We start from the raw sequence: 18,048 nt of genomic DNA on the forward strand, positions 1-18,048 counted from the left end.
AGGTGATACTTCTTGTGTCACGGTTGTGAAATTTTGTTGTAATAGTGCTTCCGGTTACTTTTAAGCATTTATGGTGCCAGCCTGCAAAATAGCCGTAATTAGATGAAAAACAACGATAATATTTTTCCTGCTGGTGATCCGGTCGAATCAATGCAAGGGTATTGGTTACGGTCGTGTAACCTTTGTTTTTTTACGGGAATTAGGGTTACAAAAACGTAACAACGCGGGGTATCTGCTCATGAACGGGTTACAGAGTCGTAACCGACGAAGAGTTCTCCAATCGGCTGCCTTGTTGCCGATCTATTTATTGGGAAGCGGCACTCTATTCCCAGGTATGAAAAGTATACTTCCCGGGATTGGGAATCCGGCCTGGGCCGGCAACCTTGGGGTACGCTTCGGTATGACCCCCGCCTTTCTGCACGATCAACACTCCCTACTGGAGGACTGGCGCCACTACATGACCCGTCGGTTGGGCGTCAAGGTCGAGTTCACCCAGCGCGACAGCTACCGCGAAACCATGGACCTGTTGCGGCTCAATCAACTCGATTTCGCCTGGGTCTGCGACTACCCCTATCTGCATCTGCGCCACCTGGTGCGACTGCTCGCGGTGCCGCTCTACCAGGGTAAGCCGGTCTACCACTCCTATCTGATCGTCAATGCCCGTGATGCGCAGAGCCGGGGCATCGCTGATCTGCGCGGTCAACTGTTCGCCTATGCCGATCCCTATTCCAATTCCGGCTATCTGGTACCGCGCTACCAGATCCACCTGCTCGGCGAGGATCCGGAGCGGTTCTTCAAGAAGAGTTTCTTCACCTGGTCCCATCGCAAGGTGGTGGAGGCGGTCGCATCCGGCCTGGCCCAGGGTGGCGCGGTTGACAGTTATGTTTGGGATACCCTGGCGGCACTGGATCCGGAACTGACCAGGCGTACCCGTATAGCCTGGAAATCCCCCGGCTACGGTTTTCCACCCATGGTGGCGCATCGCACCAATGTGGGGGAGACCGATTTCCAGCTGATGCAGGAGCTGCTGCTCGGGATGTCGGCGGAGCCCGAGGGGCAGGATCTGCTCAAGCGCCTGAATCTGGATGGCTTCAGTGTTCAGTCACCCGAGCTTTATGACAGTGTTGCGGAGATGATGCGGGTCTTCGGTGAGTACGACCCGGCGTGATAAGGCGACTCTTCGATCTCAGTTTTCAACATAAAATACCGCTCTGGGGTGGTGCGCTGATCATCGTCTCCACCTTGTCCGTTTCGGGGACGCTGATGTATCAAGCCTACACGGACCTGAAGTCGACCCTGGTCACCAGCGCGACCAGCCTGGGTTCCACCCTGGCGCAGACGCTGATTCCATCGCTGCTGCATGATGACGTCTGGCGTGGCTATGAAATCGTGCGTGCCCCTTTTCGAGAACGGGACCCGGACAATCCGGTGCAGCCGGAGGTGGCCATGGTGGTGACGACCAGTCAGATCATTTTTGTCTCCAGCGACCCGGATCATTATCCGATGTTGCAGGAGGTGAGGGCGGCCGGTCGGGATTTCGCGCAACTGGCCGATGCCATCGCCCCATCCGAGATCGTACCGGTGATGGTGGTCGAGCCAGCCGACTCCGAGCGGCTGTTCGTGGCGGTGCCGATGATTGATGGTGGTGCCCGTCTGGGGACACTGCTGCTGGTCTATTCGCGCTCGGCGCTCTACGCCATGTTTCTGCGCAGCGCCTTGGGCGCAGGTCTGCTGGGACTGGTGGTGCTGGCGATACTGTTGCCGATCAACTGGTATTGGGGTCAACGCATGGCCACGCCTTTGGTCCGCCTCGCGCAACGCATGGACGAGATCCCGGACCGCTTGCCGGAACATCTGGAGCCGGAGCTCTACAACTACCATGATGAACTGGGGCGGCTGTTCGAGGCCTACAACCGCATGGTCGAGGCGTTGCACGAGAAGGCCCTGCTGGAGCGGGGCATCGTCAGTGCCGAACGCCTGGCGGCGGTGGGACGTCTCACCGCCGGTATCGCCCACGAGATCAACAACCCGCTGGCGGGCATGTTGACGGCGCTGGATACCCTGAAGCTGCACGGCGATCTCGACCAGCGCACGCAGCGCACCCTGGGTCTACTGGAGCGGGGACTGTTGCAGGTACGGGATACGGTGGCCGCGCTGTTGGTGGAGGCGCGTCAGGAAAAGCGTGATCTTGGGCGACAGGATCTGCTGGATGTGAAAACCCTGCTGCAGCCGGCCGCGGCGAAACGCGGGGTCCGGCTGGAGGTCGAGGTCGACGTGGCATCCCTGCTGCCGGTACCTGCCGGTCCGGTGCGTCAGGTGCTGATCAATCTGCTCAACAACGCCGTGGCGGCGGCCGAGCCGGGTGGTTGGGTGCACTGTGTCGTGACATCGTCCGACGGGAATCTGCTTATGGAGGTCAGAAACAGTGGTGAGCCGATCCCCCCCGAACACCTGGAACACCTTTTCGAGCCCTTCGTCTCCTATCGTCAGGGCGGGCACGGGCTGGGCCTTTGGGTCACCTATCAGCTGGTCAGCCAGATGATGGGGCGTATCGAGGTGGTCTGTGATGAACAGATCATTGGATTCACCGTGAGTGTGCCCCTGGAAAGAGACGAGGTTACGGCATGAAACACCGTATCTGCCTGATCGAAGACGATGAGATCCTCGGCGAGGCACTGGCCGATCGCTTCGCGGTAGAGGGCTTTGATTGCGACTGGTTCAAGGACGGTAGCAGCGCCCTGCCGGGACTGCGCAAGCCCGGTTACAGTGTGGCGGTGAGTGATATTCATCTGCCCGACATCACCGGCGAGGTGCTTTACCGGGGACTGCTGGAAGCGGGCAGCGTACCGCCGCCCTTCCTGTTCATCACCGGCTACGGCGCGGTGGATCAGGCGGTCCGCCTGCTCAAGCTGGGGGCCGAGGATTATCTCACCAAGCCGTTCGCGGTGGCCGAACTGCTGAACAAGGTGCGTGCGCTCTGCGAGCGGCAGATCCCCGGCGACAGTGGCAGCCTGCCACTGGGCGGTTCACCCGGCATGAAGGCGATCGAGGCGATGCTGCCCCGCCTGGCGGCCAGTGCCTCCACGGTGCTGGTGACCGGGGAGTCGGGCGTGGGCAAGGAGTATGTGGCGCGCGCGCTACACCAGGCGGGCGACCCCGACGGCGGCAAACCCTTTATCGCCGTCAACTGTGGCGCGATCCCCGAGTCGCTGCTGGAGGCGGAGCTGTTCGGTTACCTGAAAGGCGCGTTTACCGGGGCGGTACGCGACAAGCGGGGCTATTTCGAGCAGGCGCACGACGGCACCCTGTTTCTGGATGAGATCGGTGACATGCCGCTGCCCATGCAGGTCAGGCTGCTACGGGCGGTCCAGGAGCGCCAGATCACCCGCATCGGCGCCGAGCGGTCGACACCGGTCGATATACGCCTGATCTGTGCCACCCACCGCGACCTGGCGGTGATGGTGGAGGCGGGGGAGTTTCGGGAGGATCTCTACTACCGCATCAACGTGGTGAACATTCATGTTCCGCCGCTGCGGGAGCGGCCGGAGGATATCCTCTGGTATGCCCGGCTGTTTCTGGACGAGCTTGCCGAGTGCTCGAAGGATCGTCCCTGCGCCCTGCATCCGCGCGCCGAGCAGGCGCTGCTTGCCTACCCCTGGCCCGGCAACGTCCGTGAGCTGCGCAACTGCCTGGAGCGCGCCTGTGTGTTCAATCAGGCGACGGTGCTGACGCCCGAGGGGCTGTTTGGCGATGCCTGGTCGCGCGTGCGCAACGTGATGAGCGGGCAGCGCGAGGAGCGTCTGGCGGACTACATCCAACAGTGCGAACGCGACTACATCAGCCGGGTATTGAATGAGAACGAGGGGCGGATTGCCAATACCGCCGCCGCCCTGGGAATCAGCCGCAAGACGCTGTGGGACAAGATGCGCAAGCTCGGGTTGAACGAGTCCGAATAACTCCTGCAGCCGGTCAACCCCCGGTCTTGAAGTGCGCCACGGCCTGCTGTAGGTGCTGGGCGAGTTCCCGTAGTTGACCGGCGGCGTGCGACGTCTCCTGGGCCGCCGCATGATTGGTTTCCGCGCTGCGGGAAATACTCTCGGCGTTATGGGCCACCTCATCGCTGGTGGTGCTTTGCATCCGGGTTGCCGCGGCGATACTGCTGACCTTGGCGGCGGTCTCGCGGGCGCTGGCGCGGATATTGTCCAGCGCTTGCCGCACGCGCGCCACCATGGATACGCCCTGGCTTGCCTGCTCACGGGTCAGTTCCATGCTGCCGACGGTAGCTGTTACCTCGCTGTTTATCGATTCAATCAGTTGCCCGATCTCGGTGGTGGCCTGCTGGGTACGTGCGGCCAGCGCGCGCACCTCGTCCGCCACCACGGCGAAGCCGCGACCGTTTTCGCCCGCGCGTGCCGCCTCGATGGCGGCATTCAGCGCCAGCAGATTGGTCTGTTCGGCAATACCGCGAATGACCTGAATGATACCGCTGATCTGGCCGGCGCTGGTATTGAGGGCGTCGACCAGTCTGGATGAGTCTTCCACGGACTGTGCGATGCGCTCCATCTCCTGTGCGGTTGACTCCGCCACCTGGGCGCCATCGGTGGCATAGGCCAGATCCTGGGTTGCCAGATCGCTGGTATCACCGGCCGCGCTGGCGACCTGGGAGATACTGCCGGTGAGTTGTTCCACTGCCGCGGCCACCGAGGTGGCACTGTCCATCTGGTGACGCGAACTCTCGGCCAGCGAGTTATAGGTGGTGGTAAGGTGGGCAACGGTGCTGGAGACCTGTTCGGCATCACGACGGATGTGCAACACGATCCTGACGAAGGCGTCGAGCAGGTCATTGACTACCTGGGTGATATCGCCGATCTCATCATGCTGATTCGCCTCGTGGCGACGGGTCAGGTCGAATTCGCCATCGGTGGCGGCCAGTGCCTTGATGGTGCCGGTCAGACGGCTCAGTGGCCGGGTGACATAGTGGTTCACCACGTAGATGAAGGACAGGAAGGAGAACCCGCCAAGCAGGGTTCCAATGACCAGCATCAGGTTGCGCAACTGGGCCAGTGGTCCGAGCAGCTCCTCCGCCTCCTGCTCCACCACAATGCTCCAGCCGGAATCATAGAAGGGCATCGAGGCGCCGAGCATCAGTTTGCCCTGCGGTCCCTCGTAGAAGCCCATGGCTTCACGACAGCCGGTCGTGATGCCTGCATTGGTGACGTAGGTGCCCCCCTGGCTGCAATTTATGGTCTTTTCGGTTTGCTGGGTCAGTTGCCACGGATATCGGCTGCCTTGCAGCTTGAGCAGGGCATCCGGCCGCGTGCGTGACTCGGTGATCATCCGGTTGTCGGCATTGACCATGTAGTAGTCGAAGGTCTTGCTCACGCCGGCCAGATAAAAGGTGCCCATGTCACCCTCCAGGTTGCCGATCTCCCCATTGACGATATTGGTCAGCATGCGCGCGTCGGCGTGAACATAGACCATGCCGCCGGCAACAGGGGCGCCGAAAGTGAGCATGGCCTTGTCGCCTTCCCGCCAGACGTCGGAGTAGCCGTAGCGCAAATCGATTTCGGTTCGCCATGCACGCCCCTCGCGCGCGGGATCGGAGGAGAGGACGATGCTGCCATTGCGTACCAGGTCGATTGCCTGATAGGTGCGCCAGGTCGGGATCTGGCGTCTGTTATCCTCGATCTCGCTGGCGAAGGGGTGGTTCTTGAGCTGGAATACATCACTCTCGACCACCTCTTTGAAATACTTCCGCAGCACACCCGGCTCGGCCTCCTGTGCCAGTACCGCCAGCTGCCTGGCGAACTTTTCATTCTGGCCAAGGAACCGAATGACCCCCTGCTGCTTGGCATCGACGAAGTTCATCAGGCCACCCAGGGCGTTCTTCACCTCCAGGTCGTAGACCTGCTGGTAGAAGTAGAACGTGCCGCCTGCCATCGCCGGTAGAAACACGATGGCGGCCGCCAGGGTGATTTTCCATTTTATCTTGAGGTTGTTGAAGCTGGGCATGGGGCGTCCTGTCGCGGTGCGTCTGCGTGGGTAATAGTGATCAGTTGAATACTACAGCGTCCGATTACCCGGCATCTTTAGGGTGAATTAACCCTGTTTTGGAGTTGCCGTTTCATAACGGCCATGCGGCTGAGCGTCCATCTGCTGCTGGGCTACCGGCGGCTTCAGCAGATGCGTTACTACCGGGACGGTCCGAATGATTGCCCGCGGGCGGGTGGGCTGGACTGGGCGAGGGCGGAGAGGATCATAATGCCTGTACATCGGGTTTGCGGCAGGGCACATCCGCGCTGTTGCACTCGATCCGGTCGCATCCCATCCAGCGGTTCTTTCCGCTCGCCTTGACCTGGTACATGCGTTGGTCGGCCATCTCGAGCAGGTGCCGGCTGTCCCTGGCGCGATCCGCCGACTTTTCCGCGATTCCGTAGCTTGCCGTCACCGGGCTCCCGTCCGGGCGAAGTCCCAGGCCGTTGGCGCGCAGCCGAGCCAGCATGGCGACGGCGGAGCGGCAGTCGGTATTGGGCAGCATGATCAGGAATTCTTCGCCGCCCCAGCGCACCAGCGCGTCACCAGCACGCAGTGTGCCGCGTATCGCCTCCACGGCGGCGATCAACACCCGATCACCGGTATCGTGCCCATAGCCGTCGTTGATCGACTTGAAATTGTCAAGATCGGCGAACACCACCGTCAGCGGTAATTCGTTGCGCTCGGCATTGCTGAATTGAAGGTTGAACAGTTCCTCCCCGCTGGCACGGTTGAAGCAGTGAGTGAGGGGGTCATGGTTGGCCTGGCGCACCAGAGCCGACACGAAGGCCAATTGGCTCATGCCGGCCAGCGTCGCGGTAGCGGCGATCAGCAGCAGCAGCCAGAACGCGCCGAGGTGCGTGCTCCAGTTGATCTGGTCCATCTGCATTATCGCCACCAGCGCCGAGGAAAGCAGTACCGGCAGGGAGAACACGATGCCTTCCAGCGCGGTCAACGGAAATACGCTCAGCCCCGCCACCAGCACGAACGGCAGGAAGGCATAACCGGCGGCGATGACGGCCGCCCCGCCTTCGTTATCGAAATCGGCAAGCAGCAGGTGGGAATAGATGAAGAATGCCGTCGGGATAATGAACATGATGGCAAGCGAACGGTAGGCATCCTTCATGTACGGAGAACTCTCGTAGGCCAATGCCAGCATCACGAAGGCCAGTGTGGTGACCAGCCGTCCGCCGCCCAGCATCACAGACAGCGGAGCATCGAACACCAGAAAATCCACTATGATCCACAGCGGCGTCAGCACCGCAAACATCGCCGACACCAGGCGCACCCGCGAGATGATCATTCCCGCGCGATATCTGGCCAGCAGGCGGGAATGCATGGACGCGCGCACAAGGAACGAGAGGTCGCCACCGGTAACATCCACAAGCAATCGCGATGTGATGGTATTCAGGAATCTCTTGATCGGATGCATCTCCACTCCACGCTTTTTGCCCTTTTGACCGACTTACGGGAATAGCGCCTCCAGGCCGTCTGTTAGGTCTTCCGCTGCACGGTCACCGCGCCGAGCCATTAGCATTGGCAACCTCCCGCGGCGCCAACGCAGCCTAATTAAAACCAATTTTGCTATCTCGCCCACTACAGCGTCCGACTGCCCTGCAACTTTAGCCTGAATCAACCCCGTCAGGCGTCCAGTACGCAGTAGAGTCTTACGCCGCCGTCGATTTCTCTCACCTTGAGCCGTGGCAGCAGCACCGCCTGCACCGGAAAACGGGCCTGGTGATGGTCCGGGCGAAAGCGCTCGCCATAGGCGACACCGCTGATCTTCAACTGTTTTTTGCGATGGCGTTCATCGAGGTCGTCGACCTCCTCCAGCGACTGGGTGACGAAGCGCTTGAACACCCAACCGTTGTCCATCTGGAACAGCAGTTCCGAGAGCAGGCCGACCACGGTGGTGGGGATATCGAAGCCATACCAGCTGATCGGGATCTCCTCCCGCTCCTCCACGGTATCCTGGTCCCACATGTAGAGACAGAGCGCGGCGGAGGCCGCATTGAACATCTCGTTATGATCCCGGGCGATGACTTCCAGGCCCACGCCGCCGTTCGGGTCTTCACTGAAACTGTAACTTGCCATGGTAATTTTTCCGTTGTCGCTGTTTGAAGTACAGACATGTTGATCCGCTGTGCGGTTCATCCTATTACCTCAGCAATATCCGCGTCAGAGGTTCCCTTCTTTACCAGGCATGCCCTGTTGAACACCGTGAAGCTGTGGGTGGCGGTCCTGCATGCTTGCTCTGCCGGTACCGGAGCCGCAGCGGGTTCGCCTTCATTCGCGGTTCAATTTTTCTGCGGACGATTGAGTGAGATGGGCCACGAGGCAAGGTTATCACAGTGCTGTCGAGGCCGGCCACCCGCTGCCGGTTGTTGTGAAGTAACAGTACGCACACCGGCGTTTTCATGAGGTAACTTGATTGGGACTTGTGTCGGTGGCGGGCGGAACAGCGACTTCGGCGAACGCCAGAACGACTGGCGGGTGGAGCTGCGGGCGCGCTATTTCTTTTGAGCGGATAGGGCGATCCGCTGTTCGTCGATCACCAGAAAGCCGCCCTCCCGCAGCTGGCGCAGGGTGCGGTAGAGCGTTTCGTGGGTGAGCCCCAGCTCTGCGGCCCAGACCTTGCGCGGCTGGTTCAATGCCACCACGCCGTCAGTGCCCTCCGCTTCGATATAGTGCAGGACCCGCTCGGCGGCGCTGTTCAGGCTGAGCCGTTCACTGCGGGCGCGCAGCCTGCGCACCTCACGGGCGAGCAACTGGATCCAGGATCTATTGAACACCGGTTCGTCGTCCAGCGCGGCGCGGAAGGCGGACCGGGCAAAGCAAAGCAACCGGCCGTCGGCGGCGGCGATCGCATCGCAATGGTAGGCCTCGGCATCCAGGCTCGCCTCCGCCATGAAACCGCCGCAGGAACGCTGCAGGATGATCTCGGTGCCCTCCGTCGAGTGGCGGACGAGACGCACCTCGCCCGTCAGTACGCACCACATCACCTCGGGCCTTTGGCCCTGCCGGAAAAGCGTCTCTCCCTTGGCGAACGGCCGCTGGCGGGCGACCTCGCGCAACCGGGTGGGGAGTATTGCCAGGGCAGGCTGTTCGCCGATCACCGATTCCCAGTCAATCGCCATGCCGTTAGTTCTCCTTATGCAAGCGTCGTCTCGTGCCGTAATCGGATATGACTCAAATCATAACCCTCCCGCTCGTTCCTGACTAACATCGGAGCCGACTGAATTCGAATCGTGTTCAAATCCATGGGGAGATCATGCGAGGCACCTGCATTCTGAAATCGTTTATCGTACTGCTGGCTCTCCTGCTGGCCGGTCTCCACGCCGCGCGAGGCGACGAGATGCTGCGCCTGCACCAGGTCGACGGGCACGTCTATGCCGTGGTCGGCCCGCTGGGCAATCGCACCCCGGAGAATCTGGGCAACAACTCCACCTCCGGTTTCGTGGTTACCGATGAGGGCGTGGTGCTGATCGATCCGGGGGGCAGCTATCGGGGCGCGGAAGCCATCGCCGCGCTGATCAAACAGGTAACCGACAAGCCGGTCAGGATCGTCATCAACAGCGGCGGACAGGATCACCGCTGGCTCGGCAACGGCTACTTCAAGGAGCGCGGCGCGCGCATCATCGCCAGCGAGGCGGCGGTGGCGGATCAACGCAAACGGCTGCGGGATCAGCTGTTCCTACTGGACAATCTGGTGGGCGAAAAGGGGATGGCCGGCACGCAGGCCGTCTACGCGGATGAGACCTTCGCCGAGCACACGCGCTTCGAGCTGGGTGGCATCACCTTCGAAATCAGACTCGCTGGTCCCGCCCATACTCCCGGTGACAGCCTGGTCTGGCTGCCCGGGGAGGGCATTGTATTTGCCGGTGACCTGGTCTTCGTCGAGCGCCTGCTCGGGGTGCTGGAGCACTCCAGCAGCCGCGGCTGGATCGCAGCCTTCGATGCTATGGCCGCGCTGGAGCCCAGGGTGGTAATCCCCGGCCACGGCCCGGCCACCGATCTTGCACAGGCCGGCAGGGATACCCGGGACTATCTCGTTTTCCTGCGCCAGGCGGTTGGCGCCTTCATGGAGGCGGGTGGCGGCATTGCCGATATCGGCCAGCTCGACCAGTCGACATTTGCCAACCTGGCCGGCTACGAGCTGCTCAAGGGACGCAACGCCCAGCAGGTGTTCCAGGAGATGGAGTGGGAGTAGCACGGAGCGGGCGGCGCGGATGAGCGACGCCATTATCGTCGAAGGGCTCGCCAAACGCTTCGCCGAGGTGGAGGCGGTCGCGGGGATATCGTTCCGGGTGCGCCAGGGCGAGCTGTTTGGTTTTCTCGGACCCAACGGTTCGGGCAAGAGCACCACCATCAACCTGCTCACCGGCCTGGCCCGTCCCGATGCGGGCGCCATCCGCCTCGGCGGCATCGATTGTCGCCACCGTCCCGGCGCTGCCCAGCATCTCATCGGTGTGGTGCCGGACGAGAGCAATCTCTATCCGGAGCTGAGCGGTTTCGACAACCTCTGCTTTTGCGCGGCGCTCTATGGGATGGCAAAACGTGAACGGGAGACCCGGGCGCGGGAGCTGCTCGCTGACTTCGGTCTGAGTGACGCGGCGGGGCGCCGCTTCAGCGGCTGGTCCAAGGGCATGAAGCGCAAGCTTACCATCGCCGCCGGGATCATCCACCGGCCCGCCATCCTGTTCCTGGATGAACCCACCACCGGCATCGACGTGGCCAGTGCCCGACAGGTGCGCCAGCTTATTGCCGATCTGCATCGCGGCGGCACCACCATCTTCCTGACCACCCATTACATCGAGGAGGCGGAACGGCTGTGCGATCGCATCGCCTTCATCGTCTCCGGGCGTATCGTGCGGATCGATACGCTGGAGCAGCTGCTCAAGCCGTTGCAGGGGGGACAGGTGGTGCGGATTGCCTACGACACGACGTTGAACGGCATCGAGAACGGACTTGACGGCGCCTTTCCCGGCCGGTCATTCACCTGCCCGGAGCCGGGCGTGATCCGCGTCGAGGCGGATGGACCCGTTCGGGTGGGCGCCATCGTCCGCTTCCTGGAAGAGCAGGGGATCGAGGTGGCCGAGGCGCGCCGGATCCGGCCGTCGCTTGAGGAGATCTTCGTTCGCGTCACCGGCATCGAGGCGGATGTGATGCAGCGGGAGCGGGGCAAGCCATGAAACCCTGGATCGCCTTCTGGAACATCCTGCTCAAGGATATGCGGACCTACTACCTGAAACCGCCCAATATCAGCTGGGGCCTCATCTTCCCCCTTGCCTGGACCGGCATGTTCTTCATCAAGTCCGGCAGCGGCCTGGACGGCATTCTGGCATTGCTGCCGGGGGTGGTGGCGATCTCGATCCTGTTCGGCACCACCTCCATGCTGGCGGTGACGGTGACCTTCGAGAAGAAGCACCGCTCCTTCGAGCGGCTGCTGCTCGCCCCCATCCCGCTGGAGTTGCTGATGCTGGCGAAGACTGGGGGCGCCATCCTGTTCGGCGTGGCCAACGCCTTCGTTCCGGTTATCATGGCCGCCTTCCTGGTCGACCTCTCCCAGGTCAACTGGGCTCCATTCATCGGCGCCGTTATTCTGATTGCAATGGCCTCCACCTTTCTCGGCCTGTTCATCGCCGTGGCGGTCAGCGAGGTGTTCGAGGCCCAGACCTTCTCCAATTTTTTCCGCTTCCCGATGATCTTTCTCTGCGGGCTGTTCTTTCCCATCGCCGATCTGCCCGCGTTGCTGCGACCCCTCGCTTACCTGCTGCCCCTCACCTATGGCGCCGACGTGCTGCATGGCGCGGTGCACGGTGGCCACGCCCTGCCGGTCGCCCTCGACCTGATCATCCTGAGCGGCTTCTGTCTGGGGCTGTTCGCCATCAGCCTGGGCAACGTCAGGCGGCGCTGGATCAGCTGAAACACAGCAGCTGAAATACAGCGCCGCCCGACGCCATTGAAAGCCCATCAGTTGGTTTAGGTTAACTGCAACACTTGCTGGTTGCAGTGCTGCCGCCACAGCAACCGCTACTGTTGCTGCTGCCGCTGAGCCAGCCGTCGATCTTCTCTTTGGACGGGATACCGCCGGCATGTACCACCTGGCCATCCAGCACCACGCCGGGTGTGCTCATGACGCCGTATTGCATGATTTCACTCAGCTCTTCCACCTTCTCCAGCGTAACCTCAATCCCCTTGGCTTGTGCCGCCTCCTGGATCAGCTTGAGGGTGGTCTTGCAGCTGGCGCAGCCGGTACCGAGAACTTTGATTGTCTTCATTGGGTTTCTCCTAAACAAAAATTTAAAGAATAATGTCGTTGTAATTTCGTTCGGATCGGAGTCAAACCGGGTTCAATTTAGCGGGGTTTTACCGCACGGCATTGATCCGGTTTGACTCCGACCCTTATTGACTGGCTCTCAGATCAGCAGATTGAACAGGAAGCCGACCACCAGGATGCCACTGGCGACCACGCCGACGAAGGTGGCGATCAACGGCAGCTTGAGTACCTTGCGCAGGATCAGTATCTCCGGCAGTGACAGGGCGATGACGCTCATCATGAAGGCCAGAGTGGTGCCGAGCGCCGCCCCCTTGCCGATCAGCGCCTCGACCACGGGGATGATGCCGGCGGCATTGGTGTACATCGGCACGCCCATTACCACCGCGGCGGGCACCGACCACCAGGCCTCCTTGCCCATGAACGAGGCCATGAAATCCTCGGGCACGAAACCGTGGATGGCGGCGCCCACCCCGATGCCGATCAGGATATAGGGCCAGACCTTGCCGACGATCTCCCTTACATGGTGCCAACCGGCCATGAAGCGGGTAGGCCAGTTCAGTTCGGCGCCATCGGTTGGTAGGCCGCCGCCGGCGTGGATTTCGCGCACCCAATCCTGCAGGTGCCGCTCCATCCCCAGCTTGCCGATCAGCAGTCCGGCCAGGATAGCCACCGCCAGCCCGAGTCCCAGGTAGAGCGCCGCCACCTGCCAGCCGAACAGGCCAAGCAGCAGGGCGAGGGCGATCTCGTTGACCATCGGCGCCGAGATCAGGAACGAGAAGGTGATGCCCAGCGGCACCCCGGCGGAGAGAAAGCCGATGAACAGCGGTACCGCCGAGCAGGAGCAGAAGGGGGTGACGATGCCGAGCAGCGCCGCCAAGGTGTTGCCCACCCCCAGGCGCTTGCCGGCCAACAGGGCGCGGGTGCGCTCCGGGGCGAAAAAGGTCTGGATAATGCCCATGAAGAAGACGATGCTGATCAACAGCATCAGCACCTTGGGGGTGTCGTAGGAGAAGAAGTGGATCGCCTCGCCCAGTTGGTTGCCGCGGTCAAAACCGGTCAGGGAGAGGACTGCATCTGCGAAGTCGGTGAGGTGGAAATAGGCCAGGAACCACACCGGAACCGCCACCGCCAAACCGATCAGCCAGGCGGAGGTGCCGGGGTTGGGGGTGGCGTGAAGGGTCTCTGTCGATGTGTCGGTCATCTACGGCGTCTCCAGTCAGGTTCTTCCCCGAAGGGGTGAGTCAACCTTGAAGACGAATGACCGGGTAAAAGGATGCAGTTGAGAAGTTTGAAGTGTGAAGTTTGAAGAAGCCCTCTTTTCAAACTTCACACTTTAAACTTCACACTTCAGGTGGGTCGCGGGGTGAAACCGCACACCTTGCCGGACTCGTCATAGCGCACCTGGCATGCCTGTTTGAGCTGCTGCTTAAGGCGCTTGCGGGCCCGCTGGATACGCGACTTGGCGCCGGCGGGGGTGAGTCCCTTCAGGGTGGCGTATTCGGCCTGGGTTATACCCTCGATATCGCACAAGGTGATCACCTCGCTGTCCTGTGCTGACAGCTCCTTGAGTACCCGGGGCAGGCATTGCGTCAGGTCATCCACCACGGGCGGTTCGGCGGGTGACGGTTCGGCCAGGTCATCGGGAATCTCGACGAGTCGCTTGTGTGTCCGGCGGTAGTCGATCAGGCGGTTTTTTGCCACCCGGAACAGCCAGGCGCGGCTGTTCTCCAGCTGGCAGAAGCGGCTGCCTTGGGCAAGCGCCTTGAGGAAGGTCTCCTGCAGCAGATCCTCGGCGAGGGCGGTGTCGTGCATCTGCCGGCGCAGATAGTTCCGTAGTTCGCTCTCATGGTTGGCCCAGGCGGTAATGATACAGTTCATTCAAACTCCATCCCGGAATACGCCGACTGGACGTTGCGGCGGACTTGTTCCCGTCTCATCCTTTCTGGTCCTCGAGCTGTTGTCGGTTTTCATCGATCTGGGGCAGGCCGAAGGAGAGCAGGCCGGTCATCAGCACGAACGCCGCCGACCACCAGAGACAGCCTTCCAGCCCCTGGGTCTGATAGGCCCAGCCGGAGAGCACCGTGCCCGCGAGGCGGCCGCCGGCGTTGGCCATGTAGTAGAAGCCGACGTTCATGGAGACCCGTTCGTGATCCGAGTAGGCGAGGATCAGGTAGGAGTGCACGGCCGAGTTGATGGCGAAGACGATGCCGAACAGGATCAACCCGATAATCAATACCCACTGCGCCGGCCAGCCCTGTTGCAGGCCGAGGGCGATACCCGCCGGGAACAGTAGCAGGACAAAGGCCCAGAGCCGGGCCGTGTCGCCATCCGTTTTCAATGGGGTCAGACTCGATTGATCTGATTTAATGGGATCCGAGTCGTTTGAGTTGATCAATCGAGTCTGACCCCATTGAAATAAGCGGAGCAGCCGCGGGGCGTTGGCCTGCACCAGGCCGTAACCGATCACCCAGAGGGCGAGAAAACCGCCCACTTGACTGAACGACCAGCCCAACACTTCGTAGAGAAACACCGGCAGGCCGACCACGAACCAGACATCGCGCGAGCCGAACAGGAAAAAGCGTGCCGCCGCCAGCCGGTTGATGGCCGGGACCTTGGAGAATACCTGGGTGAATTTGGGCTTGGTCTTCATCTTCCCGACAGCGGACGGCAGCAGCAGGGCGGTGGCGATCAGGACGATCACCAGCATTCCGGCCAGCAAGGCCAGGGCACCGCGAAAACCGACCGACTCCAGCAGCGCGGCGCCGATGAAGAAGCCCGCCCCCTTGAGGGCGTTCTTCGACCCGGTCAGTATTGCCACCCATTTGAACAGCTTGCCCTCGCCTCCGCTGCTCATGAACTTGACCGAGGCCTTGGCCGACATTTTGTTGAGATCCTTGGCGATGCCGGAGAGCGCCTGGGCCGCCATTACGTAGGGAACCGAGAGCCAGGCATCCGGAACCGTGAGCGCCAGCAGCGCCAGCACCTGCAGTCCCATGCCGATGTGCATGGTGAGGTTGAGGCCGATGCGCGCCCCCAGCCAGCCGCCCACCAGGTTGGTGACGATGCCGAAGAACTCGTAAAATAGAAACAGCATCGCCACCTCGAACGGCGAATAGCCGAGCAGGTGGAAATAGAGCACCACCAGCATGCGGATGGCGCCATCGGTGATGGTGAAGGCCCAGTAGCCCCCCGTAACCACGAGGTAATTGCGTAACGAGCTCACTTCATCCATCATCGCGGACTCAATATGTCCGCTGTCATGTCAGCGGCTCCGCTGGTGAAGTCCCGGCATCGGTGCCAGAGTTCGTTTTTGGTAAAATGCTCCTGGCCCTCCGGGGTCCCCAGGTCGCACCCCAGCAGTTCACTGCACATCGTGCTGTCAAAACGTTCCCGAAATCTCTCCACCAGTTGGCGAATTGCGGCATAGTTCGGTTCGACAGATTGATCCGCCCCGTCGCGCCCGGACATCAGGTTGATCGCCAAGATGGCTCCGCTGACCGCCCCGCAGGTCCCGCCGGTACGTGCCATGCCGCTGCAAAACCCGGTGGCAATACGCGGGATAAGCGGGGAATCGAATCCGTAGTGATCGGCAACGCTCTGCAGTACGCTTTCAGCGCAATAGAGTCCCGCCTCAAACCCCGCGGCCGCCGCCTTGCCCAGGCCATTCGTGTTGTTCATCTCATACGCCTCCCGAACGAACCACTTTCTGGAGCAAATCGATCAGTCGGTTCACATAGCCCCACTCGTTGTCATACCAAGCGTAGATCTTCACCTGGGTGTCGTCGATCACCATGGTGGAGAGGGCGTCTACGATCGACGAGCGGGGATCGTTGAGATAGTCCACCGAGACCAGGGGACGCTCTTCGTAACCGAGAATGCCCTTGAGTTCGCCCTCGGCTGCCGCCTTGAAATAGCCGTTGATCTCCTCCGCTGTCACCGGACGCGCCGCCTCGAACACGAAGTCGGTAAGGGAGGCGTTGAGCAGCGGCACCCGCACCGCCAGGCCGTTGAGTTTGCCGGTCAGTTCCGGAAAGATCTTGGTGATCGCCCGGGCCGAACCGGTGGAGGTGGGGATCAGCGACTGGCCGCAGGCGCGCGCCCGGCGCAGGTCTTTGTGGCCCTTGTCGATAATGGTCTGGGTGTTGGTGATGTCGTGGATGGTGGTCATGCAGCCATGCACGATGCCGACCTGTTCGTGCATCACCTTGACCACCGGCGCCAGGCAGTTGGTGGTGCAGGAGGCAGCGGTCAGCAGGTGGTGGATATCGGGGTCGTAGCGGTCGTCGTTGATGCCGTAGACGATGTCCAGCGCCCCTTCGGTGGGCGCGGCCACGATCACCTTTTTCACCCCCTGGTCGAAGTAGTGTTGCAGGGTCTCCGGCTTCTTGTGGTGCTTGCCGGTCGCCTCGATCACGATGTCGCAACCGGACCAGTCGCCGTCGGCAATCGCCACATGGCTGGCGTAGGCCAGCGCTTGGTCATCGATCACGATGCTTCCGTACCGGGCAACCGCCGCCCGGTCCCAGGTGCCGTGCACCGAATCGAACTGCAGCAGATGGGCGGAGCCGGCGGCGTCCGTGGCGGTCTCGTTGATGAGGACGAAGTCGAAGTCCGGCCGCTGCCAGCCGGCGCGCAGGCTCAGCCGACCCATGCGGCCGAAACCGTTGATGCCTACGTTGATTGTCATGTCTGTTCTGTGCCTCTTTGTTTGTTAGCTCGTAGGTTGGGGTGAGCCTGCGAACCCCGACGGGTATTCATGCGCGTGCGTCATGATGTTGGGGTTCGTTCCTCACCCCAACCTACGGGCTGTGGCGGATCACAGTTCGTAGTCGCCGCTGTAGGGCGCCTCGCCCTGCACCACCGGCAGGGTCAGCTCGTTGCCCCAGTGAGACCAGCCGCCGTTATAGAGTCGCACATCCTTGTAACCGAGATATTTCAGCTGCAGATAGGCCAGGCTCATGCGGAAGCCGTCGTGGCAATAGGCGTAGACGGTCTTATCCTTCGGGATATCCCGGTACAGTGCCGCCAGCTCCTCATCGGATTTCCACTTCTGGCCGCTGGTCCCCTCCAGGCTCACCACGTTGACGGCTCCAGGGATATGGCCGCCCTGGATGGCGTGCTGGATCACCTGGCCGGTATACATGTCGCGGGGCCGTGCATCCAGCAGCACCACGTTGGGATCGCGCCGCGACAGCACGTCGTCATAGACATCGGTCCATTCGACGAACAGCTCCGGGTTGGCCGGTTGCAGGGTCACCGTCCCCGGCGTCCTTTGCGCTGTCGGCTCCTTGCTCATCTCTTCGAAGGCACTCCACTCCACGGTGCTACCGTTGAGGATCTTCACCTGTGCCATGTCGAAGCCGTAGAGCTCCAGCAGATAGTGGATACGCGACACCAGGGCGGTGTTCGAGTCGTCATAGAGCACCAGGGTGGAGTCGTCGTTGACCCCCCAGCGGCGCAGGGTCGCCTGGAACGCCTCCCGCGAGGGGAAGCGCATCAGCGGCGCGGCCTGGTTATCCCCCAGGTCCCGGAAGCGCTGCACCTGCACCGCGCCCGGAATATGGCCGACCGTGTAGTGGCGGTGCGGATAGTAGCGCGCCTCCAGCACGATCAGGTTCTCCTCGTCGATGCGCTCCGCGAGCCACTCCGAATCGACCAGAAAGGCGGGGGCGGCCCAGCCCAGGGCAGGCAGCAGGAACAGCAGGGCGGCAAGCCCCTTGTTGATGAGATTCATG

Annotated in this window: 17 protein-coding genes; 6 read left to right on the top strand and 11 right to left on the bottom strand. The window is 61.8% G+C overall.

The genetic code is table 11. The features are described 5' to 3' along the window. The first annotated feature begins 334 nt into the window (after positions 1–334). From NPX02_RS15335 to NPX02_RS15345, 3 genes are read left to right on the top strand one after another with little or no spacing between them, the layout of a single operon-like run. A complete protein-coding gene (locus NPX02_RS15335; RefSeq protein WP_260294647.1) occupies positions 335–1,168 on the top strand; it encodes a substrate-binding domain-containing protein in 834 nt (277 codons plus the stop codon). Beyond that, positions 1,165–2,628, top strand: coding sequence for a sensor histidine kinase (locus NPX02_RS21505; RefSeq protein ID WP_260294648.1), 1,464 nt, complete (start codon positions 1,165–1,167; stop codon positions 2,626–2,628). Before NPX02_RS15335 ends, NPX02_RS21505 begins: the two co-directional genes overlap by 4 nt. Further along, complete coding sequence (locus NPX02_RS15345) at positions 2,625–3,956, top strand: sigma-54-dependent transcriptional regulator (protein WP_260294649.1); 1,332 nt, start codon at positions 2,625–2,627, stop codon at positions 3,954–3,956. The genes NPX02_RS21505 and NPX02_RS15345 overlap by 4 nt, the downstream gene beginning before the upstream one ends. 13 nt (positions 3,957–3,969) lie before the next feature. On the opposite strand, the gene NPX02_RS15350 is transcribed toward NPX02_RS15345, so the two are convergent. The 4 genes from NPX02_RS15350 to NPX02_RS15365 all read right to left on the bottom strand — a co-directional run bounded on the left by NPX02_RS15350 (position 3,970) and on the right by NPX02_RS15365 (position 9,170). Further along, positions 3,970–6,012, bottom strand: a complete 2,043-nt coding sequence (locus tag NPX02_RS15350; protein WP_260294650.1) for a methyl-accepting chemotaxis protein — start codon at positions 6,010–6,012, stop codon at positions 3,970–3,972. Between the two features lie 244 nt (positions 6,013–6,256). After that, positions 6,257–7,465 (bottom strand): GGDEF domain-containing protein, encoded by a 1,209-nt coding sequence (locus tag NPX02_RS15355; protein ID WP_260294651.1) that lies wholly within the window; start codon positions 7,463–7,465, stop codon positions 6,257–6,259. 209 nt (positions 7,466–7,674) lie between these two features. Further along, positions 7,675–8,127, bottom strand: coding sequence for an archease (locus NPX02_RS15360; RefSeq protein WP_260294652.1), 453 nt, complete (start codon positions 8,125–8,127; stop codon positions 7,675–7,677). A 416-nt stretch (positions 8,128–8,543) separates the two neighbouring features. Continuing rightward, on the bottom strand, positions 8,544–9,170 hold the full coding sequence (locus NPX02_RS15365) for a Crp/Fnr family transcriptional regulator (protein ID WP_260294653.1): 627 nt from the start codon (positions 9,168–9,170) through the stop codon (positions 8,544–8,546). A gap of 134 nt (positions 9,171–9,304) precedes the next feature. On the opposite strand from NPX02_RS15365, the gene NPX02_RS15370 reads away from it, so the two are divergent. The 3 genes from NPX02_RS15370 to NPX02_RS15380 are packed head-to-tail and all read left to right on the top strand — an operon-like array spanning position 9,305 to position 11,959. After that, complete coding sequence (locus tag NPX02_RS15370) at positions 9,305–10,243, top strand: MBL fold metallo-hydrolase (protein WP_260294654.1); 939 nt, start codon at positions 9,305–9,307, stop codon at positions 10,241–10,243. Between the two features lie 19 nt (positions 10,244–10,262). After that, positions 10,263–11,225: an ABC transporter ATP-binding protein gene (locus NPX02_RS15375; protein ID WP_260294655.1), complete on the top strand. Its 963-nt coding sequence runs from the start codon at positions 10,263–10,265 to the stop codon at positions 11,223–11,225. After that, positions 11,222–11,959, top strand: a complete 738-nt coding sequence (locus NPX02_RS15380; RefSeq protein ID WP_260294656.1) for an ABC transporter permease — start codon at positions 11,222–11,224, stop codon at positions 11,957–11,959. The genes NPX02_RS15375 and NPX02_RS15380 overlap by 4 nt, the downstream gene beginning before the upstream one ends. 61 nt (positions 11,960–12,020) lie before the next feature. Here NPX02_RS15380 and NPX02_RS15385 read toward each other — a convergent pair whose 3' ends face one another. The 7 genes from NPX02_RS15385 to NPX02_RS15415 all read right to left on the bottom strand — a co-directional run bounded on the left by NPX02_RS15385 (position 12,021) and on the right by NPX02_RS15415 (position 18,047). Next, on the bottom strand, positions 12,021–12,314 hold the full coding sequence (locus tag NPX02_RS15385; protein WP_260294657.1) for a thioredoxin family protein: 294 nt from the start codon (positions 12,312–12,314) through the stop codon (positions 12,021–12,023). Positions 12,315–12,452: 138 nt separating this feature from the next. Then, positions 12,453–13,514, bottom strand: a complete 1,062-nt coding sequence (locus NPX02_RS15390; RefSeq protein WP_260294658.1) for a permease — start codon at positions 13,512–13,514, stop codon at positions 12,453–12,455. Positions 13,515–13,660: 146 nt separating this feature from the next. Next, positions 13,661–14,191, bottom strand: a complete 531-nt coding sequence (gene sigZ / locus NPX02_RS15395) for an RNA polymerase sigma factor SigZ (RefSeq protein WP_260294659.1) — start codon at positions 14,189–14,191, stop codon at positions 13,661–13,663. 55 nt (positions 14,192–14,246) lie between these two features. Further along, positions 14,247–15,548 carry an organoarsenical effux MFS transporter ArsJ gene (gene arsJ, locus NPX02_RS15400; RefSeq protein WP_335342586.1) on the bottom strand — a complete coding sequence of 434 codons (1,302 nt, stop codon included), beginning with the start codon at positions 15,546–15,548 and terminating at the stop codon, positions 14,247–14,249. Next, complete coding sequence (locus tag NPX02_RS15405) at positions 15,545–15,991, bottom strand: C-GCAxxG-C-C family protein (protein ID WP_260294660.1); 447 nt, start codon at positions 15,989–15,991, stop codon at positions 15,545–15,547. The genes arsJ and NPX02_RS15405 overlap by 4 nt, the downstream gene beginning before the upstream one ends. 1 nt (position 15,992) lies before the next feature. Continuing rightward, positions 15,993–17,000 (bottom strand): ArsJ-associated glyceraldehyde-3-phosphate dehydrogenase, encoded by a 1,008-nt coding sequence (locus tag NPX02_RS15410; RefSeq protein WP_260294661.1) that lies wholly within the window; start codon positions 16,998–17,000, stop codon positions 15,993–15,995. A 129-nt stretch (positions 17,001–17,129) separates the two neighbouring features. Further along, entirely contained in the window at positions 17,130–18,047 is a 918-nt protein-coding gene (locus tag NPX02_RS15415; protein ID WP_260294662.1) for a sulfurtransferase, read from the bottom strand. Position 18,048 lies beyond the last annotated feature (1 nt).

The organism is Sedimenticola hydrogenitrophicus (assembly GCF_025175675.1).
GTDB classification, from domain to species: Bacteria; Pseudomonadota; Gammaproteobacteria; order Chromatiales; family Chromatiaceae; genus Sedimenticola; species Sedimenticola hydrogenitrophicus.

Excerpts from the sequence above, each read along its gene's own strand:
- NPX02_RS15335 (WP_260294647.1), top strand. The coding sequence starts at position 335 with ATGAAAAGTATACTTCCCGGGATTGGGAATCCGGCCTGGGCCGGCAAC.
- NPX02_RS15345 (WP_260294649.1), top strand. The coding sequence starts at position 2,625 with ATGAAACACCGTATCTGCCTGATCGAAGACGATGAGATCCTCGGCGAG.
- NPX02_RS15350 (WP_260294650.1), bottom strand. The coding sequence starts at position 6,012 with ATGCCCAGCTTCAACAACCTCAAGATAAAATGGAAAATCACCCTGGCG.
- NPX02_RS15355 (WP_260294651.1), bottom strand. The coding sequence starts at position 7,465 with ATGCATCCGATCAAGAGATTCCTGAATACCATCACATCGCGATTGCTT.
- NPX02_RS15360 (WP_260294652.1), bottom strand. The coding sequence starts at position 8,127 with ATGGCAAGTTACAGTTTCAGTGAAGACCCGAACGGCGGCGTGGGCCTG.
- NPX02_RS15365 (WP_260294653.1), bottom strand. The coding sequence starts at position 9,170 with ATGGCGATTGACTGGGAATCGGTGATCGGCGAACAGCCTGCCCTGGCA.
- NPX02_RS15370 (WP_260294654.1), top strand. The coding sequence starts at position 9,305 with ATGCGAGGCACCTGCATTCTGAAATCGTTTATCGTACTGCTGGCTCTC.
- NPX02_RS15375 (WP_260294655.1), top strand. The coding sequence starts at position 10,263 with ATGAGCGACGCCATTATCGTCGAAGGGCTCGCCAAACGCTTCGCCGAG.
- NPX02_RS15380 (WP_260294656.1), top strand. The coding sequence starts at position 11,222 with ATGAAACCCTGGATCGCCTTCTGGAACATCCTGCTCAAGGATATGCGG.
- NPX02_RS15385 (WP_260294657.1), bottom strand. The coding sequence starts at position 12,314 with ATGAAGACAATCAAAGTTCTCGGTACCGGCTGCGCCAGCTGCAAGACC.
- NPX02_RS15390 (WP_260294658.1), bottom strand. The coding sequence starts at position 13,514 with ATGACCGACACATCGACAGAGACCCTTCACGCCACCCCCAACCCCGGC.
- sigZ (WP_260294659.1), bottom strand. The coding sequence starts at position 14,191 with ATGAACTGTATCATTACCGCCTGGGCCAACCATGAGAGCGAACTACGG.
- arsJ (WP_335342586.1), bottom strand. The coding sequence starts at position 15,548 with ATGATGGATGAAGTGAGCTCGTTACGCAATTACCTCGTGGTTACGGGG.
- NPX02_RS15405 (WP_260294660.1), bottom strand. The coding sequence starts at position 15,991 with ATGAACAACACGAATGGCCTGGGCAAGGCGGCGGCCGCGGGGTTTGAG.
- NPX02_RS15410 (WP_260294661.1), bottom strand. The coding sequence starts at position 17,000 with ATGACAATCAACGTAGGCATCAACGGTTTCGGCCGCATGGGTCGGCTG.
- NPX02_RS15415 (WP_260294662.1), bottom strand. The coding sequence starts at position 18,047 with ATGAATCTCATCAACAAGGGGCTTGCCGCCCTGCTGTTCCTGCTGCCT.